This window comes from Streptomyces sp. NPDC002851 (assembly GCF_053591935.1).
This window is the reverse complement of record NZ_JBSFUT010000020.1, coordinates 91,878-117,275: the sequence shown is the minus strand read 5'-3', so window position 1 is coordinate 117,275 and position 25,398 is coordinate 91,878. Positions and strand designations below refer to the sequence as shown.

General features: G+C 66.3%; 22 protein-coding genes and 1 pseudogene. 16 read left to right on the top strand and 7 right to left on the bottom strand.

Going from position 1 to position 25,398, the window contains the following annotated elements; all coding sequences use genetic code 11:
* The first annotated feature begins 68 nt into the window (after positions 1-68).
* Complete coding sequence (gene typA, locus ACWD10_RS22005) at positions 69-1,976, top strand: translational GTPase TypA (RefSeq protein ID WP_451093472.1); 1,908 nt, start codon at positions 69-71, stop codon at positions 1,974-1,976.
* A gap of 99 nt (positions 1,977-2,075) precedes the next feature.
* On the opposite strand, the gene ACWD10_RS22000 is transcribed toward typA, so the two are convergent.
* Both ACWD10_RS22000 and ACWD10_RS21995 read right to left on the bottom strand, forming a co-directional pair.
* The gene (locus ACWD10_RS22000; RefSeq protein WP_451093470.1) at positions 2,076-2,492 is read right to left on the bottom strand and encodes a hypothetical protein; all 417 of its coding nucleotides are present in this window, start codon (positions 2,490-2,492) and stop codon (positions 2,076-2,078) included.
* 53 nt (positions 2,493-2,545) lie between these two features.
* A complete protein-coding gene (locus ACWD10_RS21995; protein ID WP_451093468.1) occupies positions 2,546-3,073 on the bottom strand; it encodes a hypothetical protein in 528 nt (175 codons plus the stop codon).
* Positions 3,074-3,660: 587 nt separating this feature from the next.
* Between ACWD10_RS21995 and ACWD10_RS21990 the strand changes: the two genes are divergently transcribed.
* The 12 genes and pseudogenes from ACWD10_RS21990 (at position 3,661) to ACWD10_RS21935 (ending at position 16,315) form a co-directional block, all read left to right on the top strand.
* Positions 3,661-5,280: a peptide ABC transporter substrate-binding protein gene (locus ACWD10_RS21990; RefSeq protein ID WP_451093466.1), complete on the top strand. Its 1,620-nt coding sequence runs from the start codon at positions 3,661-3,663 to the stop codon at positions 5,278-5,280.
* Positions 5,281-5,425: 145 nt separating this feature from the next.
* The gene (locus ACWD10_RS21985; RefSeq protein ID WP_451093464.1) at positions 5,426-6,355 is read left to right on the top strand and encodes an ABC transporter permease; all 930 of its coding nucleotides are present in this window, start codon (positions 5,426-5,428) and stop codon (positions 6,353-6,355) included.
* The gene (locus ACWD10_RS21980; RefSeq protein WP_451093462.1) at positions 6,348-7,283 is read left to right on the top strand and encodes an ABC transporter permease; all 936 of its coding nucleotides are present in this window, start codon (positions 6,348-6,350) and stop codon (positions 7,281-7,283) included. The genes ACWD10_RS21985 and ACWD10_RS21980 overlap by 8 nt, the downstream gene beginning before the upstream one ends.
* Positions 7,284-7,294: 11 nt before the next feature.
* Positions 7,295-8,353, top strand: coding sequence for an ABC transporter ATP-binding protein (locus ACWD10_RS21975; protein ID WP_451093460.1), 1,059 nt, complete (start codon positions 7,295-7,297; stop codon positions 8,351-8,353).
* Positions 8,346-9,431 (top strand): ABC transporter ATP-binding protein, encoded by a 1,086-nt coding sequence (locus ACWD10_RS21970; RefSeq protein ID WP_451093458.1) that lies wholly within the window; start codon positions 8,346-8,348, stop codon positions 9,429-9,431. The genes ACWD10_RS21975 and ACWD10_RS21970 overlap by 8 nt, the downstream gene beginning before the upstream one ends.
* Before the next feature lie 323 nt (positions 9,432-9,754).
* Complete coding sequence (locus tag ACWD10_RS21965; protein ID WP_451093456.1) at positions 9,755-9,964, top strand: GNAT family N-acetyltransferase; 210 nt, start codon at positions 9,755-9,757, stop codon at positions 9,962-9,964.
* 181 nt (positions 9,965-10,145) lie between these two features.
* Positions 10,146-10,448 (top strand): annotated as a pseudogene (locus ACWD10_RS21960) (Uma2 family endonuclease); the annotation flags it as partial.
* A gap of 119 nt (positions 10,449-10,567) precedes the next feature.
* The gene (locus ACWD10_RS21955; RefSeq protein ID WP_451093454.1) at positions 10,568-12,199 is read left to right on the top strand and encodes a peptide ABC transporter substrate-binding protein; all 1,632 of its coding nucleotides are present in this window, start codon (positions 10,568-10,570) and stop codon (positions 12,197-12,199) included.
* A 31-nt stretch (positions 12,200-12,230) separates the two neighbouring features.
* Positions 12,231-13,154, top strand: coding sequence for an ABC transporter permease (locus ACWD10_RS21950; RefSeq protein ID WP_451093452.1), 924 nt, complete (start codon positions 12,231-12,233; stop codon positions 13,152-13,154).
* Entirely contained in the window at positions 13,147-14,169 is a 1,023-nt protein-coding gene (locus tag ACWD10_RS21945; RefSeq protein WP_451093450.1) for an ABC transporter permease, read from the top strand. Before ACWD10_RS21950 ends, ACWD10_RS21945 begins: the two co-directional genes overlap by 8 nt.
* Before the next feature lie 9 nt (positions 14,170-14,178).
* Entirely contained in the window at positions 14,179-15,177 is a 999-nt protein-coding gene (locus ACWD10_RS21940; RefSeq protein WP_451093448.1) for an ABC transporter ATP-binding protein, read from the top strand.
* Positions 15,170-16,315, top strand: a complete 1,146-nt coding sequence (locus ACWD10_RS21935) for an ABC transporter ATP-binding protein (RefSeq protein WP_451093446.1) — start codon at positions 15,170-15,172, stop codon at positions 16,313-16,315. Before ACWD10_RS21940 ends, ACWD10_RS21935 begins: the two co-directional genes overlap by 8 nt.
* 24 nt (positions 16,316-16,339) lie before the next feature.
* On the opposite strand, the gene ACWD10_RS21930 is transcribed toward ACWD10_RS21935, so the two are convergent.
* Both ACWD10_RS21930 and ACWD10_RS21925 read right to left on the bottom strand, forming a co-directional pair.
* Positions 16,340-17,047 (bottom strand): hypothetical protein, encoded by a 708-nt coding sequence (locus ACWD10_RS21930; RefSeq protein ID WP_451093444.1) that lies wholly within the window; start codon positions 17,045-17,047, stop codon positions 16,340-16,342.
* A 39-nt stretch (positions 17,048-17,086) separates the two neighbouring features.
* A complete protein-coding gene (locus tag ACWD10_RS21925; protein WP_451093442.1) occupies positions 17,087-17,842 on the bottom strand; it encodes a hypothetical protein in 756 nt (251 codons plus the stop codon).
* Between the two features lie 288 nt (positions 17,843-18,130).
* On the opposite strand from ACWD10_RS21925, the gene ACWD10_RS21920 reads away from it, so the two are divergent.
* On the top strand, positions 18,131-18,583 hold the full coding sequence (locus ACWD10_RS21920) for a hypothetical protein (RefSeq protein ID WP_451093440.1): 453 nt from the start codon (positions 18,131-18,133) through the stop codon (positions 18,581-18,583).
* A 101-nt stretch (positions 18,584-18,684) separates the two neighbouring features.
* Here ACWD10_RS21920 and ACWD10_RS21915 read toward each other — a convergent pair whose 3' ends face one another.
* Positions 18,685-20,475, bottom strand: a complete 1,791-nt coding sequence (locus ACWD10_RS21915) for an ASCH domain-containing protein (protein WP_451093438.1) — start codon at positions 20,473-20,475, stop codon at positions 18,685-18,687.
* Positions 20,476-21,179: 704 nt separating this feature from the next.
* Here ACWD10_RS21915 and ACWD10_RS21910 point away from each other — a divergent pair.
* Positions 21,180-21,668 (top strand): glycine-rich domain-containing protein, encoded by a 489-nt coding sequence (locus ACWD10_RS21910; RefSeq protein ID WP_451093436.1) that lies wholly within the window; start codon positions 21,180-21,182, stop codon positions 21,666-21,668.
* Positions 21,669-22,129: 461 nt separating this feature from the next.
* Positions 22,130-22,363 (top strand): hypothetical protein, encoded by a 234-nt coding sequence (locus ACWD10_RS21905; RefSeq protein WP_451093434.1) that lies wholly within the window; start codon positions 22,130-22,132, stop codon positions 22,361-22,363.
* 593 nt (positions 22,364-22,956) lie between these two features.
* Here ACWD10_RS21905 and ACWD10_RS21900 read toward each other — a convergent pair.
* Together ACWD10_RS21900 and ACWD10_RS21895 are read right to left on the bottom strand one after the other, a co-directional pair.
* Entirely contained in the window at positions 22,957-24,423 is a 1,467-nt protein-coding gene (locus ACWD10_RS21900) for an FG-GAP repeat protein (RefSeq protein ID WP_451093432.1), read from the bottom strand.
* 59 nt (positions 24,424-24,482) lie between these two features.
* On the bottom strand, positions 24,483-25,379 hold the full coding sequence (locus ACWD10_RS21895) for an alpha/beta hydrolase (protein WP_451093430.1): 897 nt from the start codon (positions 25,377-25,379) through the stop codon (positions 24,483-24,485).
* Positions 25,380-25,398: the final 19 nt, after the last annotated feature.

The following is a 25,398-nucleotide window of genomic DNA, read 5'->3' as shown; positions in this document are numbered from 1 at the left end:
CTCGCGTGCCGGACCGTACGCGACAGCCGTCCACTCTTCCCGGGAGAAGCGCAGCTCGTATGGCCGTCATGTCTACGCGTCACGACATTCGTAATGTCGCCATCGTCGCCCACGTCGACCACGGCAAGACCACTCTGGTCGACGCCATGCTCAAGCAGGCCGGTGCTTTCGCCGCGCACCAGCTCGACTCCGTCGACGACCGCGTCATGGACTCGAACGACCTGGAGCGTGAGAAGGGCATCACGATCCTGGCCAAGAACACGGCCGTTAAGTACCACCCCAAGGACGGCGGCGAGCCGATCACGATCAACATCATCGACACCCCCGGCCACGCCGACTTCGGCGGCGAGGTCGAGCGCGGTCTGTCGATGGTGGACGCGGTCGTGCTGCTCGTGGACGCCTCCGAGGGTCCGCTGCCGCAGACCCGCTTCGTGCTCCGTAAGGCGCTCCAGGCCCGGATGCCGGTCATTCTCTGCATCAACAAGACGGACCGTCCGGACTCGCGGATCGACGAGGTCGTCAACGAGACGTACGACCTGTTCCTCGACCTGGACGCGGACGAGGACCAGATCGAGTTCCCGATCGTCTACGCCTGTGCCCGTGACGGCGTCGCCTCGCTGACCAAGCCGGAGGACGGCACCGTCCCGGCCGACAGCGACAGCCTGGAGCCGTTCTTCACGACGCTCCTCGAGACCGTCCCGGCGCCGCAGTACGACGCCGACGCCCCGCTGCAGGCGCACGTCACCAACCTCGACGCGGACAACTTCCTCGGCCGGATCGCGCTGCTCCGGGTCGAGCAGGGCGAGCTCAAGAAGGGCCAGACGGTCGCGTGGATCAAGCGCGACGGCACCGTGGCGAACGTCCGCATCAGCGAGCTGATGATGACCGAGGCGCTGACCCGTAAGCCTGCGGAGAAGGCCGGTCCCGGTGACATCTGCGCCGTCGCCGGTATCCCGGACATCATGATCGGCGAGACCCTGGCGGACCCGGAGAACCCGGTCGCGCTTCCGCTGATCACGGTCGACGAGCCCGCGATCTCCATGACCATCGGTACGAACACCTCGCCGCTGGTCGGCCGCGGCGGCACCGGCAAGGGCGCGGACGCCAAGGCCGCGGTCAAGGACCGCAAGGTCACCGCCCGCCAGGTCAAGGACCGTCTGGACCGCGAGCTGATCGGTAACGTCAGCCTCCGGGTGCTCGACACCGACCGGCCGGACGCCTGGGAGGTGCAGGGCCGCGGTGAGCTGGCGCTCGCCATCCTGGTCGAGACGATGCGCCGGGAAGGCTTCGAGCTGACCATCGGCAAGCCGCAGGTGGTCACCCGCGAGATCGACGGCAAGGTGCACGAGCCGGTCGAGCGCATGACGATCGACGTGCCCGAGGAGCACATGGGCGCGGTCACGCAGCTGATGGGCGTCCGCAAGGGCCGGATGGACAACATGTCCAACCACGGCTCGGGTTGGGTGCGCATGGAGTTCGTCGTGCCGTCCCGCGGTCTGATCGGCTTCCGTACCGAGTTCCTCACCAACACCCGCGGTACGGGTATCGCGCACTCCATCCACGAGGGCCACGAGCCCTGGTTCGGCACCCTGACGACCCGTAACAACGGCTCGCTCGTGGCCGACCGGTCCGGTGCGGTCACCGCCTTCGCGATGATCAACCTCCAGGAGCGCGGCGTGCTCTTCACGGAGCCGGGCACCGAGGTGTACGAGGGCATGATCGTCGGTGAGAACTCCCGCTCCGACGACATGGACGTGAACATCACGAAGGAGAAGAAGCTGACGAACATGCGGTCCTCGACCGCTGACGTCGCCGAGTCCATCGTGCCGCCGCGCAAGCTCTCCCTTGAGCAGTCCCTGGAGTTCTGCCGCGACGACGAGTGCGTCGAGGTCACCCCGGAGGCCGTCCGCATCCGCAAGGTCAACCTGGACGCCCGCGAGCGCGCCCGCGCGGCCTCGCGCGCCAAGCACGGCTGACGGTCCACCGCAGCGTCAACAGGGCCCGGTCCCCCGAGAGTTGGGGGCCCGGGCCCTTGCGTGACTGGCCGCGAGTCGGTCGAGGAATATCAGTGAGGTTTAGGAGGGAGTCACTGTCCCCTGAACCAGGGCGATCTTCCAGTGTGACTTCTTCGAGCCGGTGATCCTTATGTGCTGGGTCCTGGCGTCGGGCCACACCTGGCCCACGGTGTTGACGCCGTCACACGGCACTTCGGTGACGTGCTCGTCACCGCTTCGGATCTCTACCTTGTCGCCTCCGGTGCAGGCAGCGAAAAGGGTGTACGACGACCTCGAGATCGCGATCTTCCCAAGGTCGCGGGTCCCGTTCCCGGTCTCCACTGGGTAGTCGAAATCCTGTGATTCCAGGTCGGGGATCTCCAGTGCCAGATCCTTCCGCTTCTCTTGTGGAGCGAAGGAGTTCGGCGGCTGGGAGGCAGGCGGGGACTCGGATCCGTTCGACTCCGGACCGGAGCAGGCTGCGACTGCGATCCCCATCAGTGCCGCGGTAGCGGCGGCGAGAGCTTTCCTGATACGCATACTCGGGACCGCTAGTTCTTCCTGGTCCAGGTCTTCCAACCCTCGCGGTACGGGGCACGGCCCGGCCGATACACGTACCCCTCCTTGCAGTTGGAGTAGCGAACCTTCTGGCGGAGCTTGAAGTTCTCCCTCATGATCCCGTAATTGCCGTACATGGTGTGGTGAGGCTTTACCTTGCCGTACGCCTCAATGCCTATCTCCGATGTCCAGGACTTTTCGATACCGCTGTTGATCTCCCCTTTGACCTCAGCGAACACCCATGCCTTCATCGACGCGCTGATCGTGGCTTCCACCTTGAAGCTGCTGGTCTTGGAGCGCTTCGAAGTGAACTTGTAGCTCTGCGTCTTGCCCGTCTGGTTCTTCACGAAGGTGCGGTACGCCACGGTCATGGAGTTCGAGGTGTTGATGACCTTTTCCCACCCCGGTACGACCTTGATCTTGCACTGTTCCCCCGCGTAGGCCTCGGTCGCGGGCAAGGCCACGAGCAGCGTCGCGGCAACACCCGTCGCGGCAAGGCCGGCGGTCAGTCTCTTGGTCATGAAACTCCCCGTTCTGTAGGGGAGGTTGGTCGGGCCTCCCCGGTAAGATCCCGTCCCTTGACGGGACGCGATCAACCTATGGCTGTAGGTGACGTGGCGCCAGAGAGTTGAGGGATTCCTGAGGTTGTCGATCCCGGATGAGGGGGGCAAGTGTCCTGGCGGCGACGTGAGAGCGTCGGACGGTGACGTTGGCTGCTGGCGCGCCGAGTCATCTCGGGGCGTGTGGAGGTCGAGCCGGACGGGCAGGCGCAACCGAATTTCGTGCGGGCTGCGTCCGGAAATCGGACTCGTGTGACCGATACGTGAGTAACGAGTCCGTTTCGCGGCCATCTATCTCGGATCGCTTTGTCCGGATTTCGGAAGATGTGGCGACGAGGTGTGATCGAACCGAAACCAAAAGGCTGTGGCCGTGCCGGAACCCCATGGCCAATAGTTGGGCGCGTAGAGCTCGGGTCAATGGGTCATGCGCTGTGGGGAGCGCCGACTCACGAGCACACTGGGGGACTTGATCCTCGTCGTCAGGGGTGTCGACGTGGTATCCCGTGCCCCCTCTTGTAGTGAACAAGTGGACTCATGAGGAGGAACCCATGCGCGGTGCCAAGAGCGCCAAGTGGGTCGCCGGTGCCATAGTCGTCGCCCTGACCGCGACCGCCTGCGGCGGTAGCAGCGGCGGCGACGGCAAGACGGGGGGGCAGCCTGAGGGCTTCATCTCGGTCGACGTCGGTGAGCCGCAGAAGCCGCTGATCCCGTCCGACACGAACGAGCAGCTCGGCTCGTACGTCATTCAGGCGTTGTTCACCGGCCTCGCTGAGTTCGATAAGCAGGGCAACCAGGTTCTGAGCGGTGCCGAGTCGATCGAACCGTCGAACGGCAACAAGACCTGGACCATCAAGCTCAAGCCGGGCTGGACGTTCCACAACGGCGAGAAGGTCACCGCGCAGTCCTACGTGGATGCGTGGAACTGGTACGCCAACGTCGAGAACAACCAGCAGAACTCGTTCTGGTTCGAGGGCATCAAGGGCTACGAGGACGTTCACCCGGCCAAGGAGGGGGCCAAGCCCACCAAGGACGAGATGTCCGGCTTGAAGGTTGTCGACGACACGACCTTCACCGTCGAGCTGACCGAGGGCATCCCGTACTGGAACTACAAGCTCGGCTACTACACCTTCTCGCCGCTCCCCAAGGCCTTCTACAAGGACCCGAAGGCGTTCGGTAAGAAGCCGATCGGCAACGGCCCCTACAAGTTCGACAAGTGGGACCACAACAAGCTGATCAAGGTGTCGGCCTACAAGGACTACAAGGGTCCGAACAAGGCCAAGAACAAGGGCATCCTGTTCAAGAACTACACGACCGTCGAGGCGGCCTACCAGGACCTGCTCTCCGGCAACTTGGACCTGATCCGCCAGGTCGGCCCGAAGGACCTGCCCAAGCTGAAGACGGACCTCGGCGACCGCGCGATCGAGGAGCCGTACGCGGCCGTCCAGTCGATCGTCCCCACGTTCTACAACAAGGAATTCAAGGACATCGACCCGAAGGTGCTGCAGGGCATCTCGATGGCCATCGACCGCAAGACCATCACCGAGAAGACGCTGCAGGGCTCGCGCGTCCCGGCCGAGGGCTTCGCGCCCAAGTCCGTCAAGGGCGGCCAGTCCCTCGACACGGATGTCTTCACGTACGACCCGAAGAAGGCCAAGCAGCTCATCAAGGAGGGCGGCGGCCTCCCGGGCGGCAAGATGTGGATCCAGTACAACGCCGACGGCGGCCACAAGGAGTGGGTGGACGCGGTCTGCAACTCCATCAACGAGGCCACTGACATCGAGTGCCTGCCGGACGCCAAGCCGGACTTCCAGACCGACCTGGAGTTCCGTGACAACGACAAGGTCAAGAGCTTCTACCGGGGCGGCTGGGTCGCGGACTACCCGCTGAACGTCAACTTCATGCACGACCTGTACGGCACCACTGCCGAGGCCAACAACGGCCGGTTCAGCGACAAGGAGATCGACGAGCTCTTCAAGAAGGGCGACCACGCCAAGGACCTGGAGGCCTCCATCAAGGCGTACCAGGAGGCGGAGAAGGAGCTCGTCAAGAAGATGCCGGCGATTCCACTCTGGTACTACGCGATGAACGGCGGCCACAGCGAGAACGTCGACAACGTGGAGATCGACTACCGCGGAGACTTCGTCCTGTCCGACGTCACCGTCAAGTAATCCAGCGCCTTCGGGCCTGAACCCTCTCGGCCGTCGCCCTGTGGTGGCACGGGCACACGCACCACCACAGGGCACCCCGGAAGGGCCGCCCTCCCCGCCGGGGAGGGCGGCCCTTCCGGCTAGCAACCCCTCACGGAGGCGCACCATGGGGCGTTATGTCGCGCGGCGACTGCTCCAGATGATTCCGGTGTTCATCGGATCAACTTTCCTGATCTTCTCGATGATGTACGCGCTGCCCGGCGATCCCGTGCGCGCGCTCTTCGGGGAACAGCAAATCGATCAGAGCCAGATCGCTCAGATCAAACACGAACTCGGCCTCGACAAGCCGTTCATGGTCCAGTACGGGGACTACCTGTTCGGCCTGTTCCAGGGTGACTTCGGTACCCAGATCGCCAGCCAGCGGCCGGTCGCCGACGTGATCGCGGACGCGTTCCCCGTCACGATCCGGCTCGCCCTTTTCGCCTTCGCGTTCCTGGTCGCCGTGGGCATCCCGCTCGGCGTCATCGCCGGGCTTCGCCCCAACACGCTGACTGACCGAACGCTGCTGCTCGTGGCGCTGCTGCTGGTCTCCGTCCCGTCGTTCGTCCTCGGCTACGCCGTGCAGTACCTGTTCGCCTTCGTGCTCGGGTGGACCCAGCCGAACGTCACGGACTCCGAGAATCTCGGGCAGTTGGTGCTGCCGGCGATTGTCCTGTCCGCGCTCTCGCTGGCCTACGTCACACGACTGACCCGCACGTCCGTCGCGGAGAACCTGCGGGCCGACTACGTCCGTACCGCCGTAGCCAAGGGCCTGCCACGTCGCCGCGTGATCGGCGTCCACCTGGTGCGCAACTCGATGATTCCCGTGGTCACATTCCTCGGCGTCGAGATCGGCACCCTGATGGGCGGCGCCATCATCACCGAGGGCATTTTCAACGTGCGCGGCGTGGGCCTGGAGGTATTCAACGCGCTCATCCGCAGGGAGGGATCGACGGTCGTCGGCATCGTCACGCTGCTCGTGCTCGTCTACCTCGCCGCCAGCCTGATCGTCGACCTGCTCTACGCGGTCCTGGACCCGAGGATCCGTTATGCCTGACACACTCACCGTCAACGACACCATGCAGCCGGACGCGGTCGAGTCCGGCCAAGAGAAGGTCGAGAAGGCGCGCAGCCTCTGGACGGACGCCTGGCACGACCTGCGGCGCAACCCGCTCTTCGTCATCTCCACCGTGCTCATCGTGCTTCTGGTCGCGATGGCGATAGCCCCGGGCCTGTTCACCGGCGCTGACCCACGGGCCTCGGACCTCGCCAACAGGTACCTGCAGAAGCCGAACTTCGGGCACGTCTTCCAGGAGGACTGGCTCGGCTACAACAAGCAGGGCCAGTCGATCTGGGCCCGGATGGTCTACGGCACCCGCACCTCGCTCACCGTGGCCATCTGTGTGACGGTGCTCGTCACGCTCCTCGGCAGCCTCGTAGGCATGCTCGCCGGGTACTTCGGCGGCTGGGCGGACGCGCTCCTCTCGCGGATCACGGACGTGTTCTTCGCCATCCCGTTCATGCTGGGTGCCATGGTCGTTCTGACCACCTTCGACAAGCGCGAGGTGTACATGGTCATCCTGGCGCTGGCCTTCCTCGGCTGGACACAGATCGCCCGTGTGTCGCGTGGTGCGGTGATCACGGTCAAGCAGTCCGACTTCGTGACGGCGGCCAAGGCGCTCGGCGCCTCAACCTCCCGGATCCTGCTGAAGCACGTGCTGCCCAACGCGGCGGCGCCGGTGATCGTCGTCGCGACCATCGCGCTCGGCGGCTACATCGCGGCTGAGGCCGCGCTGTCGTTCCTGGGCATCGGCGTCTCCGCGCCGACGGTCTCCTGGGGCGTGGACGTGTCGAGCGCCAAGGACGACCTGCGCGTGGCCCCGCACACGCTCCTGATGCCGTCGGTCCTGGTGTCCCTCACCGTCCTTGCGTTCCTGATGTTCGGCGATGCCGTGCGCAACGCCCTCGACCCGAAGATGCGCTAGGAGGGCGTACGTTGACCATCATCGACAGCACTATGGACATTCCCGCCCCACGCGGCGCCGATGAGGACGGCACCCCGCTGCTCGAAGTCCGCGATCTGCACGTGGAGTTCCACACCCGGGACGGCGTCGCCAAGGCCGTCAACGGCGTCAACTACGCGGTGAAGGCGGGCGAGACGCTCGCCGTGCTCGGCGAGTCCGGCTCGGGCAAGTCCGTAACCGCCCAGGCGATCATGGGCATCCTCGACATGCCGCCCGGCAAGATCCCGCAGGGGGAGATCTTCTTCCGTGGCCAGGACATGCTGAAGATGTCCGCCGAGGAGCGCCGCAAGATCCGCGGCGCCAAGATCGCCATGATCTTCCAGGACGCGCTCTCCTCCCTCAACCCGGTGCTCTCCGTGGGCTACCAGCTCGGCGAGATGTTCCGCGTCCACCAGGGCCTGAGCCGGAAAGAGGCCAAGGCAAAGTCGATCGAGCTGATGGACCGGGTGCGTATCCCGGCGGCCAAGCAGCGGGTGAACGACTACCCTCACCAGTTCTCGGGCGGTATGCGCCAGCGCATCATGATCGCGATGGCGCTCGCGCTCGAGCCGGACCTGATCATCGCGGACGAGCCCACCACGGCGCTCGACGTCACGGTCCAGGCTCAGGTCATGGACCTGCTGGCCGAGTTGCAGCGCGAGTACAACATGGGATTGATCCTGATCACTCACGACCTGGGTGTGGTGGCTGACGTCGCCGACAAGATCGCGGTGATGTACGCGGGCCGGATCGTGGAGACCGCGCCGGTGCATGAGCTGTACAAGCGGCCCGCGCACCCATACACCCGGGGTCTGCTCGACTCGATCCCGCGCCTGGACCAGAAGGGCCAGGAGCTCTACGCCATCAAGGGTCTGCCGCCCAACCTGACGCGCATCCCGTCCGGTTGTGCCTTCAACCCGCGCTGCCCGATGGCGCAGGACGCATGCCGTACGGACACCCCGGCGCTGCACCCGGTGACCGAGCAGGACGGCACCGAGCTGGCCGGCCGCGGCAGCGCGTGCCACTTCTGGAAGGAGACGATCCATGGCTGACCTGAACAAGAAGGACGAGCCGGTGGACGCGACTCCTGAGACGCTCGAGCGCGGTGAGCCGATCCTGCAGGTCCGTAACCTGGTCAAGCACTTCCCGCTGACCCAAGGCATCCTCTTCAAACGGAAGATCGGCGCGGTCAAGGCCGTCGATGGGCTCTCCTTCGACCTGTACCCGGGCGAAACCCTAGGCATCGTCGGCGAGTCCGGCTGCGGCAAGTCCACCGTCGCCAAGCTCTTGATGACGCTGGAGACCGCAACGTCCGGCGAGGTCTTCTTCAAGGGGCAGGACATCACCAAGCTGTCCGGCCGAGCTCTGAAGGAGGTCCGCCGGAACATCCAGATGGTGTTCCAGGACCCGTACACGTCGCTGAACCCCCGTATGACGGTGGGCGACATCATCGGAGAGCCGTACGAGATCCATCCGGAGGTGGCCCCCAAGGGCGACCGGCGTCGCAAGGTTCAGGAACTCCTGGACGTAGTGGGATTGAACCCGGAGTACATCAACCGGTACCCGCACCAGTTCTCCGGCGGGCAGCGCCAACGCATCGGCATCGCCCGCGGCCTGGCCCTCAACCCGGAGATCATCATCTGCGACGAGCCGGTCTCGGCGCTTGATGTGTCGGTGCAGGCTCAAGTCATCAACCTGATGGCGAAGTTGCAGGACGAGTTCAACCTGTCGTACCTCTTCATCGCCCACGACCTCTCCATCGTGCGCCACATCTCCGACCGAGTCGGCGTGATGTACCTCGGGAAGATGGCCGAGATCGGCACGGACACCGAGATCTACGACCACCCGACGCACCCGTACACACAGGCGCTCCTGTCCGCGGTGCCGGTGCCCGACCCTGAGGCTCGAGAGGGCCGCGAGCGGATCATCCTCGCCGGTGACGTCCCGTCCCCGGCGAACCCGCCCTCGGGCTGCCGCTTCCGCACCCGCTGCTGGAAGGCGGAGGAGCGGTGCTCGCAGGAGGTGCCGCTGCTCGCGATCCCGGAGCGGTTCAAGGGCCAGGACACGCTGGCCGCGCACGAGTCGGCGTGCCACTTCGCGGAGGAGAAGGACGTGGTGCACGCGGCTTGACCGCCTGCTGCGTCTTGTGGGGCGCCCGGAACCGTGGGGTTCCGGGCGCTCTTTCTGCGTACAAGTCCGCGTACAAGAAGAACAAGAAGAAAAAGGGAGTGCCATGACGAGCGGTGCGGGGGAACCCGGCGCCCTTGAGCCGGTCGAGCTGACGGGTCTGGGGATACGGCTGCGGCTCTGGCGCGAGGACGCGACCGACGCCGAGGCGGCGCTGCGGGGCCTGAACGACCCGGACTTCCAGAAGTGGAACGCGGGGATCGCGGATGAGATGGACGCGGCGGGTGCCCGTAAGTACGTCCGCTCACGGATGGAGAGCTGGGAGGGTGGGGCTGCACCGGGTCGACCTGGGCCATGCGCTCGGCAACGAGGCGTCGTGCCGGGTGGCGGACCGGTGCGGGTTCACCCCGGAGGGGGTCCTCCGCGGATTCCTCCCGGCGAAGCAGCCGGGGGTCTTCCACGACATGCATCTGCACGCGCGCCTGGCGACTGACCTGGCGCCGTCCTTTTCTCCCCAGCCCCGCCCCTTCCCGTAACTGGGGGCTCCGCCCCGGACCCCCGGATATCGCGCTGACCGCGCTCGCCCTCAAACGCCGGACGGGCTGAGCGGCGAGCCCTGCCCCTTCCTGGTTCTCCGGGCATCAGGATCCGGAACCCGTAGGATCAGCAGAGGCGAAGGAGGACCGAAAAGACCGCGCTCGACGACAGGTCGGGAGCTCCTTCGCAGGCCAAGGGGAGTGGGCCGACCCCGAGCCGGTCCTGATGGTCGTGGAGGTCACCTCGTACGACGAGGACACCGACCGCCGGGACCGGGTCGAGAAGCCCCGGGCCTACGCGGAGACCGGAATCTCGGTGTTTCTGCTCATCGACCGGGACAGCTGTGAGGTCACCGTCTACTCGGCGCCCGACAGGGTCCGCTATGAGCAGGCCAACACCGTGCCGTTCGGCAAGGAAGTGACGCTCCCCGACCCCCTCGGCTTCGCACTGGACACCGGACCCCTGAAGAACTGGGTGCGCTGACCGCGTAGCCCGATCGTGCCGACGCTGCGGCGTCTGGCCGCCTCTGGAGTGCACCGTTCTGTCGATTGCGGTGTATTTGGGCCCAACGAGAGATTTGGGGCCGAATACGGAGGCACTCCATGCGCCGAGCCGCACCCGCCAAGTGGGCCGCATGCGCGGCAGCGGTCGCCCTCGTGGCGAGCGCCTGTGGCGGCGGGGGAGGCGGTGGCGGTGGTGGCGATGGCGCGGGAATCGTCCGGGCCTCCTGGGGCGATCCGCAGAATCCTCTGGAACCCGCCAACACCAACGAGGTCCAGGGCGGCAAGGTCCTCGACATGATCTTCCGGGGGCTGCGCGAGTACGACCCCAAGACCGGCGAGGCCCAGAACATGATCGCCGAGAAGATCGAGACGACCGACCAGAAGAACTTCACCATCACGCTGAAGGACGGCTGGAACTTCAGCAACGGCGAGAAGCTCACCGCCAAGTCCTTTGTGGACGCCTGGAATTACGCTGCCCACATCGACAACAAGCAGAACAACGCACCGTTCTTCTCGGACATCGTCGGCTACGAAGACGTTCACCCGGAGAACGGAAAGCCCACCGCCAAGAGCATGAAGGGGCTCGTCGTCAAGGACGAGAAGACCTTCACGGTGGCGCTCAAGACGCCGTTCTCCACCTGGCCACAGACCCTCGGCTACCGCGCCTTCGCGCCCCTGCCCCAGGCATTCTTCGACGACCACGACAGCTGGCTCTCCAAGCCCATCGGCAACGGGCCGTACACCGTGGAGTCGTACGCCAAGGGCTCCGGCATGAAGCTCCGTAAGTGGGACGGATACGAGGGCCCGGACAAGGCGCAGAACGGCGGCGTCGACCTCAACGTCTACACGGACAACAACACCGCGTACACCGATCTGATGGCCGGGAATCTCGATCTCGTCGACGATCTGCCCGCTCAGCAGTTGAAGAATGTGCAGAGTGATCTGGGGGAGCGCTATATCAACCAGCCCGCGCTGATCACTCAGACCATCGTCTTCCCCATGTACGACCCCGCGTGGGGCAGGCCCGGGATGGAGAAGGTCCGCCGGGGGATCTCCATGGCGATCAACCGGGAGGAGATCACCAAGAAGATTTATCAGGAGACCCGCACCCCCGCCAAGGATTGGACGTCTCCCGCTCTCGGTGACAAGGGCGGCTACAGCGACCAACTCTGCGGGGATGCCTGCACCTTTGATCCTGAGCAGGCCAAGAAGCTGATCGATGAGGGCGGTGGGCTTCCCGGCGGCAAGATGACGCTCACCTCGAACGTCGACACCGGGTCGCACCGGCAGTGGATGGACGCCGTCTGCAACAGCATCAACAAGGCACTGGACAAGGGCAATGTGTGCACCGTGAACCCCATCGGGACGTTCGCGGACTTCAAGAGCCAGATGAGCAGGTTCAAGATGACCGGGCCGTTCCGCTCCGGCTGGCAGGCCGACTACCCGCTCATCCAGAACTTCCTCGAGCCGCTCTACTACAAGAACGCCTCCTCCAATTACGGGAAGTTCGACGACCCGAAGTTCAACGAGCTCATCGACAAGGCCAACGCCGAGAGCGATGCGGAGCAGGCCATCACGGACTTCCAGGACGCCGAGAGGATTCTTGCCGAGCAGATGCCCGCCATTCCGCTCTGGTATCAGAACGGCAGCGCCGGTTATTCGGATCTGGTCTCCGACGTCGAGCTCAATCAGTTCAGCGTCCCCGTCTTCCACAAGATCAAGGTCAGCTGAGCCGCCCCACCCCGGAGCCCCAGGAGCCCTCATGGGACGCTATGTGATCCGGCGGCTGCTCCAGATGATCCCGGTGTTCATCGGCAGCACGTTCCTGATCTTCTTCATGGTGTACGCGCTCGGCGACCCGGTCGCCGCCCTCTTCGGTGACAAGGCGCCCGACCCCGCCACCGCCGCCCGTATCCGCCACGACCTGTATCTCGATCGGCCCCTTTCGATGCAGTACCTGCACTACATGGGGCAGATCTTCCAGGGCGATTTCGGCACCGCCTTCAACGGCCAGAAAGTCACCGAACTCATGGGCAGCGCCTTTCCCGTGACGCTGCGCCTGACGGCGGTCGCCATCGTCTTCGAGATCCTCATCGGGATCAGTCTGGGAGTCGTCACCGGGCTGCGGCGCGGGCGGGCCATCGACACCGGCGTTCTGCTGCTCACCCTGGTCGTCGTCTCCGTACCGACATTTGTGAGCGGCTATCTGCTGCAGTTCGTCTTCGGCGTGAAGTGGGGGTGGGTGCGGCCCACCATTTCGCCGGACGCGCCGCTCGGCGAGCTGATGCTGCCCGGCCTCGTGCTCGCCCTCGTCTCCCTCGCGTACGTCACCAGGCTCTCCCGTACGTCCATCGCGGAGAACACGCGCGCCGACTACGTCCGTACCGCCATCGCCAAGGGGCTGCCACGGCACCGGATCATCAGACGGCACCTGCTGCGCAACTCCCTCATTCCGGTGGTCACCTTCATCGGCACCGACATCGGCGCCCTGATGGGCGGCGCCATCGTCACGGAGCGGATCTTCAACATCCACGGCGTCGGCTACCAGCTCTACCAGGGCATCCTGCGCAACAACTCGCCCACCGTGGTGGGCTTCGTGACCATCCTCGTCCTGGTCTTCCTGCTCGCGAACCTGCTCGTCGACCTGCTTTACGCGGTCCTGGACCCGAGGATCCGTTATGCCTGAGTCCTACGAGTCGAAGCCCTTCGAGTCGAAGTCCTTCGAGCCGAACCAGGCCATGGCCCCGTACGGCGCGGGCGGTTCGATGGACCTGGCCATGACCGAGGCCGAGACGCTGGAGACGATTCCGGGCGGGCCCGAGGGCACCGGGCCCGAGGGCGCCGGGCCCGAGGCCAAGCCGCGCAGCCTGTGGTCCGACGCCTGGCACGAGCTGCGCCGCAATCCGGTCTTCGTCGTCTCCGCGCTGCTCATTGTTTTTCTCCTGCTGATCGCGATCTGGCCGCAGTTGATCGCGAGCGGTAATCCGCACGACTGCGATCTGTCCCGGTCCCAGGGCGGCGCGACCGCCGGGCACCCCTTCGGCTTCGACACCCAGGGCTGCGACGTCTTTACGCGCACGGTGTACGGGGCGCGCGCCTCGATCTCCGTCGGCGTCTGCGCCACCCTCGGCGTGGCCCTGCTCGGCAGTGTGCTGGGCGGGTTCGCCGGGTTCTTCGGGGGCTGGGGGGACGCGCTGCTCTCCCGGACCGCCGACATTTTCTTCGGCATCCCGGTGATCCTGGGTGGCCTGGTCTTTCTGCAGGTCGTCACCAGCGGCGGGATCTGGCCGGTGGTCGGCTTCATGGTGCTGCTCGGCTGGCCGCAGATCTCCCGTATCGCCCGCGGCTCGGTGATCACCGCGAAGCAGAACGACTACGTGCAGGCGGCGCGGGCGCTCGGCGCGAGCAGCGGCCGGATGCTGCTCCGGCACGTGGCGCCGAACGCGATCGCGCCCGTGATCGTCGTGGCGACCATCGCACTCGGCACGTATATCTCCCTGGAGGCGACGCTCTCGTATCTCGGCGTCGGCCTGCGCCCGCCGACGGTCTCCTGGGGCATCGACATCTCCAACGCCGCCCCGCAGATCCGCAACGCCCCGCACATGCTGCTCTGGCCCGCCGGCGCCCTGAGCATCACGGTCCTTGCCTTCATCATGCTCGGCGACGCGGTCCGCGACGCCCTCGACCCCAAGCTGAGGTGACCAGCGGCCATGCTGCTCGACGTACGCGATCTGCGGGTGGAGTTCCGTACCAGGGACGGCGTCGCGAAGGCCGTCAACGGTGTCTCGTACGCCGTGGACGCGGGCGAGACGCTGGCGGTGCTCGGGGAGTCCGGCTCCGGCAAGTCGGTCACGGCGCAGGCGGTCATGGGCATCCTCGACATGCCCCCGGGCCGGATCACCGACGGCGAGATCAACTTCAAGGGCCGGGACCTGCTGAAGCTGAAGGAGGAGGAGCGGCGGAAGATCCGCGGCGCCGAGATGGCGATGATCTTCCAGGACGCGCTGTCGTCCCTGAACCCGGTCCTGTCGGTCGGCGATCAGCTCGGCGAGATGTTCGTGGTGCACAGGGGCATGTCGCGGAAGGCCGCCCGGCTCCGAGCGATCGAGCTGATGGACCGCGTCCGCATCCCGGCGGCGAGGGAGCGGGTCGGCCAGTATCCGCACCAGTTCTCCGGGGGTATGCGCCAGCGCATCATGATCGCGATGGCGCTCGCGCTCGAACCGGACCTGATCATCGCGGACGAGCCGACGACGGCGCTCGACGTAACCGTTCAGGCCCAGGTCATGGACCTGCTCGCGGAGTTGCAGCGCGAGTACAACATGGGCCTGATCCTGATCACCCACGATCTGGGTGTGGTGGCTGACGTCGCCGACAAGATCGCGGTGATGTACGCGGGCCGGATCGTCGAGACGGCCCCGGTGCACGACCTCTACAAGGCCCCGGCCCATCCGTACACCCGCGGCCTGCTCGACTCGATCCCGCGCCTGGACCAGAAGGGCCAGGAGCTCTACGCGATCAAGGGCCTGCCGCCCAACCTGATGGCCATCCCGTCCGGCTGCCCCTTTCATCCGCGCTGCCCCCGCGCCCAGGACATCTGCTACACGGACGATCCGCCGCTGTTCCGGGTCACGGATGGGGGCGCCGTTGAGGACGGAGAGCGGCGGAGCGCCTGCCACTTCTGGAAGGAGACGCTGCGGGATGCCTGAGCTGACGAAGGAAGTTCTGGAGGAAGCCGGGAAAGCGAAGGAAGCGCACCCGCGACAAGGACCCGGAGAGGAAGTGTTGCCCGAGGAGCAGCGCGCGGGCGCCGACGGGGAACCGCTCCTCGAAGTACGCGGCCTGGTCAAGCACTTCCCGCTCACCCGGGGCATCCTCTTCAAGAAGCAGATCGGCTCGGTGAGGGCGGTCGACGGCGTCGACTTCGACCTGCGGCAGGGCGAGACGCTCGGCATCGTGGGGGAGTCGGGCTGCGGCAAGTCCACCGTCGCGAAACTCCTGGTGAGCCTGGAACGGCCGACGGCCGGGCAGATCCGCTACCGAGGCGAGGACATCAACAACCTCTCCGGGCGGGCGCTGCGCGCGGTCCGCCGCAACATCCAGATGGTCTTCCAGGACCCGTACACGTCGCTCAACCCGCGGATGACGGTGGGCGACATCATCGGAGAGCCGTACGAGATCCACCCGGAGGTGGCCCCGAAGGGCGACCGCCGCAGGAAGGTCCAGGAACTCCTGGACGTGGTCGGCCTGAACCCGGAGTACATCAACCGCTACCCGCACCAGTTCTCCGGCGGCCAGCGCCAACGCATCGGCATCGCACGGGGATTGGCACTCCGCCCCGAGATCATCGTGGCGGACGAGCCGGTCTCGGCGCTGGATGTCTCGGTCCAGGCGCAGGTGGTCAACTTGCTGGAGAAACTCCAGAACGAGTTCAACCTGTCATACGTCTTCATCGCCCACGACCTGTCGATCGTGCGGCACATCTCGGACCGGGTCGGCGTGATGTACCTCGGCCGGATCGTCGAGACGGGCACGGACACGCAAATCTACGAGCATCCCACGCACCCGTACACGCAAGCGCTGCTGTCGGCGGTCCCGGTCCCGGACCCGGAGGCCCGGTCACACCGCGAGCGCATCATTCTGTACGGGGATGTGCCGTCCCCCGCGAACATCCCGTCGGGCTGCCGCTTCCGCACCCGCTGCTGGAAGGCGCGGCAGCGGTGCGAGGAGGAGGTACCGCTGCTTGCGGTTCCGGAGGCGTTCCGGGGCGCGAAGGGGGCGGCGGTGCATCCTTCGGCCTGCCATTTCGCGGAGGAGAAACGGGTGGTGCCGCCTGGAGCAGGGTGATTCCTTCCCCGCCCCAGGCGGAAGTCAGCGGTTGGTGAGCTTGGCGGTCCAGCGGACGTCCCAGGTGGCGGTGAGCTTGTGGTTCTTGGCGACCTCCTTGCCGAAGCTCTTGTAGCCGGGGACGGCGTGCCAGATGGTCGATCCGGTGGCCTTGTTGCCGACGGGGCGGGCGCCGACCTTGCCGGGGCGGATGTGTATGACCTTGTTGGCGTTGGAGACCGCCGTGCGGGCGGTGACGGAGCCGGGGATGAGCTTCTTGTACTTGGTGCGGTACTTGAGCTTGAAGACCTGGGTGGTGACCGGGATGTTGTAGATCTTCTCCGTCACGGTGTGGGTGACGAGGTGGGTCTTGTTGGTGGTGCCCTTGGAGGTGGGCTTGACGTCGGTGGTGAACTTGACGTCGCGGTTGTACTTCTTGGTGAAGTGGGCGCCTCCCTCCATGGGGTGGCCCTTGGTGGAGGAGACGAACGCCTTGTAGACGTTACGGTTTTGGAGGTAGTTGACGAAGCGCTGCTGGTCCTTGGCGGAGAGCTTCTTGAAGCCCTTGTAGACGCGCTTGGCTTCGGGCGCCTTGGACTGCTTGAGGTAGGACGTGTAGTCCTTGACGGTCAGCCGCTTGAGCTGCCCCTGAGGGGCGGCCTGGTCGGCGGTGGCGGTTGCGGCGGCGCCGGTGAGCAGGCCGGTGGCGAGGACGGCGGCGACGGCTGCGCGCAGGGTTGTGCGTGTTTTCACGGTTACTCCTGGTGAACGGGTGAGGAAGGCTGGTGCGGGTCAGCGGTTGGTGAGGCTGCCGAGGAAGGTCTTGGCCTTCTTCGTGTAGTTCACGGAGAGCCGGTCGTCCTTGACGACCTTCCTGCCGAACGCCTTGACCTGCGGGGTCGCGGTGAAGGCGACCTTGCCGGTGCGGACGGTGCCGTTGACGGAGGCCTTGACCGGGCCGGCCGTGATGGCGATGGCGGCGTTGACGTTGTTCACCTTGGCGTTGGCGGTGACCTTGCCCAGGACCTGCTTCTTGCCGATGGTGGCGAACTTCACCGTCACGGTCTCCGTGGTGACCGGGATGTTGTAGATGCGCTCGGAGACGGAGAAGGTGGTGCGGGTCGTGCCGCGGCCGTCCTTGATGGTCACGGACTTGACGTCGGTGACGAACTTGACGTCCTTGTTGTACGGGTCGACGACGTGCTTGGGCTGGTTGAGCTGGCCCTTCACGCGGTTGGTGAGCGCCTTGTAGATGTTGCGGTTCTGGAGGTGCTTGACGAACCGCTTCTGCTTGGAGGCGCTGAGCCTGTTGAACGCCTTCAGCGTGATCCGGGCCTGCGGGGTGCGCTGGTTCTTCAGGTACTTCTTGTAGCTGCCCGGGGTGAGCTTGGCCGGGATCTTCTTGGCGGCCTGGGCGTCGGCGGCCTGCACGGCGGCGGGCTTGGCAGCGACATGGGAGTCGGCGAAGGCGGAGCCGGCCGGGGCGAGGACGGCGATGGAGGCGACACCGGCGATGGCGGTGCTGGACAGGCGGCGGCTGATACGCATGTGCTGTTTGCTCCCCGTGATGCGTGATGCGTGATGCGTGATGCGTGATGCGTGATGCTGTCGTTTGGCGCGTGAACAGCCTTATGGATTCGAGCAGTTGGGCGAAATTGTCTGTTGAGGCATGACCTCATCGGGCACTGCACTTTGGGACAGTGCGCTTTGGGGCAATGCCCTTTTGGGAGGGGGGCGAGTGCGGGGCGGTGAGCAGGCTGTCGGTGCCGTGAGAGAGGATCCGGAAAGGGCCGGTCTGGTTCACGGGGGCCGGGTGAGATTTCGAGGAGGCCAGAGGTGTTCACTCCCTGGCGCAGTGCCCTGCCGTATGCCGCAGTGGTGGTGTTCTTCGCATGGCTGGCCGGAACGCTGACGGTCGGCTTGTGGGCGCTGATCGACGGCTACGGGATGCTGCCCGAAGGTTCCTCCTATGCGGAATTCTTCGCCTGGGAGGCGGTGTTCGTGCTGGCGGCGGTGGGGGTGGTCGCTTCGGCGCGCCGGTTCCTCGCGCCGTTGCCGCGCTGGCGGGCTGTCCTGGTGGACGGCTCCCTGTATGTGGTGGTGAAGGTGGCCGCCGCGTGGGGGGAGATGGCGTTCGCGGGGGACGAGGGAGCGTTCGGGTGGGCGATGGTGGCGCTGCCTTTGGGGCTGTTCTCGCTGGAGTTCCCGGTGGCCTGGTGTCTGATGGCGTGGCGGTCGAAGGACCTTCAGTGGTCGCTGAAACCGCGTGCGGAGGCGGATTTGGTGTGAGCCGGGCACGATCGGCGACAACGTCGACGACTGACGTATGCACCTCTGAAGACTCGCGGCCCATGAGGCCAACAAGTGACAGACGGACGTTAAAGGCAAGCTCAGTCGCGCTTCGGTTCCTTGGCAGGCTCAATATGGATCGCGAATACGCCCAGTGCCTCCTTCTCGGGCGGGTAGATTTCCCGGATCACATCCAGGAGTTCGGCACGGCTCATGGAATGAGCACCGATTGCCGCGTTGTCTTCGGCATCAAGCATGGCGGTGAACGACCGGTACTCCGCAACCTCGGTCACGCGGGTGTGCAGAGTCTCATCGCCAGAGGTGAAGCGCAGCAGATCTCCGACCGCGATCCTGCGGATCTTCGGGTAGCCGACCCGGACTTCGATCGTCTTGATGCCCTGGCTGATGAGGTCGAAGTACGGCTTGCGAATGTTGAGGGCGTGTTCTTGACGGGCATTGGTGGCCAATGTGGTGGGTATCCCTTCAGGCTCAAGTGTCGTTTGTGGGCGTTGAGGGGCAGGCGGCGCCCGCGTTGGCAATGGCCAGGCGTTCGCGTAGGCCCTCCACCGCCGACCGGCTCGGGAAGCGGCGGGCGAGGTAGGTGGTGAGGTCATTGGCCCGGCTGCGTACGGAGTCCACGACACGGGCGGAGTCGAGAGCTTGATGGCCGAGAGCGACGGCCTCGTCAGGGTCACCGAGTTGGGCGCGGGCGAGGGCCAGGTCGATGCGAGCGATGGCCTCGCGACTGGGTGACCGGGACGCTCGCGGAGCTGATCCGTAAGTCGAGAGGGCGCGTTCGGCGTGCTGACGTGCCTCGTCGGCCAGGCCGAGCCAGATACAGGAGGTCGCGGGGTAGGAGGTGAGCGCGTATTCCGCCAGCGGCAGGACATCCACGCCGAACCGGCGTGGCGAGCGTGGCGGAAGCAACTGGTAGGCGTCTTCGGCCGCGTGGAACGCGGCCGTAAAGCCTTCGGCGTTGCCGTCGGCTGCGCAGGCGCGCGTGCTTGGGCATGCAGTCGTACGGTCAGCGGGTGGCCGCCGGGCGCTTCAGCCAGTCCCCGGCGTGCGGCAGCCAGGGCTTGGGCGGGACGTTGCTCGTACAAGTTGATCGAAGCAGCAGCGTCCATGGCCCATGCGCAGAGCTGGCCGTGTCCGGCCTGCTGGCCATGGGCGAAGGCGTCCGTGGCGAACGCGAGGCCGGTGCGGGCGTTACCCAGGTCATGGGCGAGCCAGGCCAGGAGTTCCGATAACCATCCGGCGAATGCGAACAGTTCCCGGCCCTGCCGGTGCGTGTGCTCAGCCTTGAGTAGGGCGTCGACCTTGCGGCGATAGTCCAGAACGGCCTCGAATACCTGTTGTGGAGGCTTGAGCGAGTACGCGCGATTGAATTCGACGACTGCCAAGTCAAGGTGATCCAGAGTCCCGAAGTCGAGGGCGCTGGCCTCGGCCTGCCGGGTGAACTCGACAGCCTCGGCTGCAGCTTGCTCCAGGATCTCTGCTGTGACGGCCGGGGCTGCGAAGGCAAGCCCGGCGAGCTTCACCGCATCGCGACGCTTCGTCTTCTCCACCTCCGCAGGGCCCGTGTACTCCCACGACCGTTTCGCCAAACCGAGCGTTTCCCCGGGAATTCCGAAAGCGTCGGCCACACGCTCAATGACCTCACGTCCTCGAATACCACGGACGCCCCGGACGATGTCACTGACCCGCGCACTGGTCATCTTTCCGATGGCTGCCGCCATCACCGCATAGCTTGAGCCCGTGCGCCGGTTGACAAGACGGAAGATCTCCTGAAAGTCCCGTGCGGCACAGGCCCGTTGCATGGCCTCGCTCTGTAGCAGCGAGTCGGGGATCGTCAGCGGATAGCCGCTGCGCTGGAGCTCGCGATTGTCCATGAGTGCCACCCGGTAAGACGGAAGCGATCTCTCCCAGAGTAGCTCCGACCTCACAGAGGGTTCCCCAAAAGCCCTTTAAGGGTTCCCCGTTGGCCGTTCTTCCTGAGCCTCAACCACGTGAGGCTGTCTGCCAGGCACATCCCTGTACCTACAGCAAGGACCCCCGCGACGCGGCGAACGTCCGGGGGCGTGGCCACCAACCTCTAGGGGGTTGACGACATGACCTATGCAACCAGACTCCTCACGCGGCGCATGACTGCCGAAGTCTCCCCGCGCCCTCGTCCGCAAGACATCCGCCAGCTTGAGTCCGCCTGCCTGATGCACTTCCAGGAGTGCCAGCGGTGCACGCCGGAGCGCTCGTGTGAGTTGGCGCGACGACTCGAAGAGGCACGGCGCGAAGCTGGAGCCTCATGAGCGCGCATTGTGCCGAGTGCGCCCGGCTGGAGCGCGAAAGGGAAGAGGCGTGCAGGGTCGGAGACCTGAGCCGGGTCACTGACTGCAACGTCTTGATCAAGCGGCATCCGGACCACAGTAAGAAGCTTGCTCCGGCCGGAAGCGGGGTGGGCGCAAGTCGCGGGCACCGAGGCCCCGGGCCCCAGCACCCGAACTGACGCAAAAGACTCCCGCCCCGGCCGAGCAGACCTCGACAGTACGAACGGCCGAAGCGGGGTTGCCGGACGAACGACAACCAGGGAGGTACGCACATGCACGATGTACGCGACTTGCTCACCACTGATGCGTTCGAGGGTGTCGTCGCAACGGTCATCGACAACAACCCCGGCATGGCTGAGGCTATGGCCGCCCGGATCGTGACGGAAGCACTCAAGTTCGTGGACGCCGCCGCGAAGTTCCCCACGGTGAAGATCACCCCGTCACAGGTGGTGGATGAGGGGTGGCACGCGCTGATCCTGCACACGGGGCCCTACGCCAAAGTATGCGCACGGCTAGGTCAGTTCGTGCACCACTGGCCGGAGAGGCCCGACCCCAAGCGCCACGACCCCGACGCCCTGACTCGCACTGTGGCTCTGATCGAGCAGGCGGGCCACAGCGCAGATGTCGAGCTGTGGACGGGGCCGACCAGGGCCCTGGTACCTATGGCGGCGCAGTGCTCGCACACTCCCAAGCCTGGGGGCTGCGGCCCTATCAACCCCGGCAAATGTGCATCGCACTGCTCGGGCGGTGGCGGTAGCTAAGCTGCCCGGACGCACGGCGGAAAGGTGAGGGCATGAACGCAGAAGAAGCCCGGCGAGTAGACGCCGCGCTGAGGCGGCTGGGTATCCCGGGAGTCGTGGCGCCGGAAGATCCGGAGGACCCTGCGGGCGAGTGGCGCGTGTACGACAGCGCTGACCCGGCGACCCGCAAGGACACGACCGCTGACGCCCTGGCGTCCGTTGTGGCGAAGTCTCTGGAAGCCGGCCCCGAGCCCTCTCGGCATCCTGAGGCCGGACCTACGCGGGGCTTCATCATCCCGCCTAGGGATGGGTGATTCTTCTTCCCTCGGCCCTGCACCCCCCCCGCTCCTCAACCGCCGGAGGGACCACTAGCAGCCCCTCCGGCGGTTGAGAGCGAGTGCGTTCATCTTTGAATCCGCGTGATTCGCCCGATCAGCCACGCTCGAGGCGCAATTGGTTACACGGGCATGCATTCTCATTCCATGAACGCCAAACGGAGAGACCACCCCAAGAAAGCCTCTTCGCGAAAGTGCCCGGTATGCGCTGCCCTGGGCATTGCTCTTGCGGCAGGGGCGGCGACGGCTGCATCCGCCGTGGCCGCGACGCCCGCCGCGCACGTCGCCATAAAGGCCGCGGCTGCCCAGTCGAGCCCGACCGGCAGCCTCAACGACGTCGACAACTGCCTCCTCACTGTTCAAATCCCCATCTGCGTGTGACGGTGACTAAACGCCCTCACGCGATCTTGCGGATCTTCGGGTGGCCGACCCGCACTTCGATCGTCTTGATGCGCTGGCTGATGAGGCCGAAGTAGGGCTTGCGAATGTTGAGGGGGTGTTCTTGAGGGGCTTCAGTGGGTGGCCAATTTGGCGGGTGTCCCTTCGGACTCAAGTGTCATTGGCCGTGACGGCGGTCAGCGGCGCGTCGTCCGCCGGCTCCGCTTCGCCTACCTTGCCGTAGCCCCAACTCTCGTACAGAGAACGAACCTCGGCCGCGTAACCATCGCCGGATATGGGCGTCGCGGTGACGTTGCCCAGCTTGCCTGCCAGGAGTTCGACTCACCATTGACCTACCCCCTGCCGGGCGCCATAGGGCGCGACTCCTGGTCCGCCCGTCCGGTCCGCTCCTGCGCCTCGTGTACCCGTGCTCAACGGTGAGGACGTCGGGCTTGTCCCCCTGCCTCGTTGCCCATGAACGGCGGCTGCTGCCGAGGTTTTCGCCTCCGTTCAGAGACCGGCTGCACCTCGGCCGACCGGGACCGATGCCGTTGGTGGCGGCTCCAGTCGGCAGAGGGGGCCTCATCGTTCGACTGCTACGGGGCCAGTACGCTGCCGAGTTCGCCGCTCTTCGCCGTTCCGAGGGCGGGGCGGCCGAGGTATGAGGCGTGGCCGTCGCCCGTGCGGTGCACGACAGTTCCGTCTCCGGTGTTCTCGCCGGACGCGCCGATCGCCAGATCGGTGGTACCGGTGCCGGACAGGTCCCCGCCCGTGACCGCGGAGCCGAAGCGGTCGCCGCTCTCGGGGACCCCGCCGATCCCGCCCTTGCCCTGGTAGAGGGAGTCGGCGGCGGCGAGCGAGACGCCTTCGGTGGTGGCCGCCAGGCGCAGGACCAGGGCGGTGCCCGCGTTCCTCCTGGTGGAGAGGTCTTCACCGGGCAGGCCCGTGACGATGTCGAGGGTGCCGTCGTTGTCGACGTCGCGCAGGGCCACCGAGGCGCCCATGGAGTCCCCGGCCTCGGCGGCGCCGGGAACGCCGGTGGTGCTCTGGTTGATGGCCGTGACGTCGCCCCGGTAGTAGAGCCCGCCGGGCTTGCCGAGCTTGGTGGTGACCTGGCCGCCCGCGTGCCCCTTCGCGGAGCCGTCGCTGCCGCGGGCCTCGGAGGCGATCGGTTGGCCGATGACGATGTCGTCGTAGCCGTCGTTGTTGATGTCGCCGGAGTCGATGGTGCGTCCGGCGTTCATCTGGATCGTCATCTTGGGGCCGTGCCGGTCCGCGCCGCCGAGGATTTCGTACGCGTACGCCTCTCCGTCCTCCTGGACGACCGTCGCGGCGATGTCGTCGTATCCGTCGCCGTCGAAGTCTCCGCTGGTGACGTCGGCGTGCTCCAGATCGCCGAAGGACAGCCGCAAGGTGCTTGTCGTCCCGGTCGCGCTGTCGCGGATGGTGAGCCAGCCGCCGCTGCCGCCCTCACCGAGGCCGACGCCGATGACGTCGTCCAGGCCGTCGGCGTTGAGGTCACCGGCAGCGACGGCGGTGCCCAGGCGGGCGTTCGTCGGCGAGTACGGAGCCGAGCCGGTCGTGAACGAGCTGCCCGCGCGCAGCCCGGAGGCGCCGGTCAGGACGGTGACCGAACCACGGTTGGCGTGGCCCTTGGTGTCGTCCTCGCCGGGCGCGCCGACGATCAGGTCGAGCTTGCCGTCGCCGTCCACATCACCGGAGGCGGTGTCCGCACCGAAGCGGTCACCGGACTCCGAAACACCCGGCACGGAACCGGTGTTCTGGGTGACGATCTTCTTCGCGGTGGCGTCGGGGCCGCCAGGACCACCGGGGACGACCCGGACGGAACCGGCCGATGACGAGGACTTGGGCGTACCGGCGAGAAGGTCGGACGAGCCGTCGCCGTCGAAGTCTGCACGCTCGATGCCGGCGGGCTCGGCGGCAGTGGCGGTGGCGCTCGCGGCGGCCGTGCCGACGCCGGTGAGCGCCACCGCCGAAGCGGCCAGCCAGCAGCGGCGGCGAGGGCTCCTCCCGGGCGGGGGTGAGTAGGCGTGTCTGCCCACGGGTGTGCCTCCTTCGCAGAGGTGTCTGGATTACTTCAGCAGCCGTAGCGGCGCAAGCGTCACTTCGCCCGGTTCTTGAGCCACGCCACGACGGAGTCGTATATCCCGCTTTCACCGAGCAGTGCGGCACCGTGCGAGGTGGATCCGGTGACGATATGCGTCTGGATGTCCCCGGCCGGGACTCCCTTGGCTTCGGCGACGGCCTCCAGGTCGGTGGAGTGGGCGGGCGGGACGAAGTCGCCGTCGGAGTGCAGGAGATACATGGGTGCGTCGCCCGCGTTGGCCCAGTTCTTGGACACCATGTCGCGCCAAGTGTCCCAGCAGGAGGCGTGCATGGCGGTGGAGGTGTCGCTGGAGTCCGGGTAACAGCGTGCCAGGATCGCGGCGTTGTCGCGCACCTTGCGGACCTTGGCGACACTTGAGGAGTTCCCGTTGACCCAGGCACGGTAGGGCGAGGCGACCGGGGACAGGGCGACGATGCCCTTCAGATCGAGGGCGTTGGTGCCGTGGGTGGCGGCGTCGGTGGCCATCTGACCGCCGGCCGAGGAGCCGAGCATCACGACTCTGTCCGGGTCGGCGTCGAACCGCGCGGCGTTGTCGCGCACCCACTGCACGGCGCTCGCGACGTCGTCGCGCTGCGCGGGCCAAGCGGCCTCGAAGTTGAGCCGGTACTCGATCGCGAAGACCTGGAAGCCGTCGTCGGCGAGCTTCTGCGCGTACGTGGTCCAGTTGGTCTGCTGGTACCAGTAGCCGCCGTGGATCAGGACGAGCGCGGGCCGGTTGACCAACGACGGATGTGCGTACACGTCGACCGACTGCCGCTCGTGGCTGCCGTACTTGTGCGTCGAGACGGACAGGGCTTGCGGGAGGGTGGCCGGGCTCCGGAGCGGGGCGGCGGCGGAGGTGCCCGCGACCGCGAGCAGTACGGCGAGGACGGGCAGGAGGAAGCGGCGCACGGCCAAGTGCCTTTCAGAA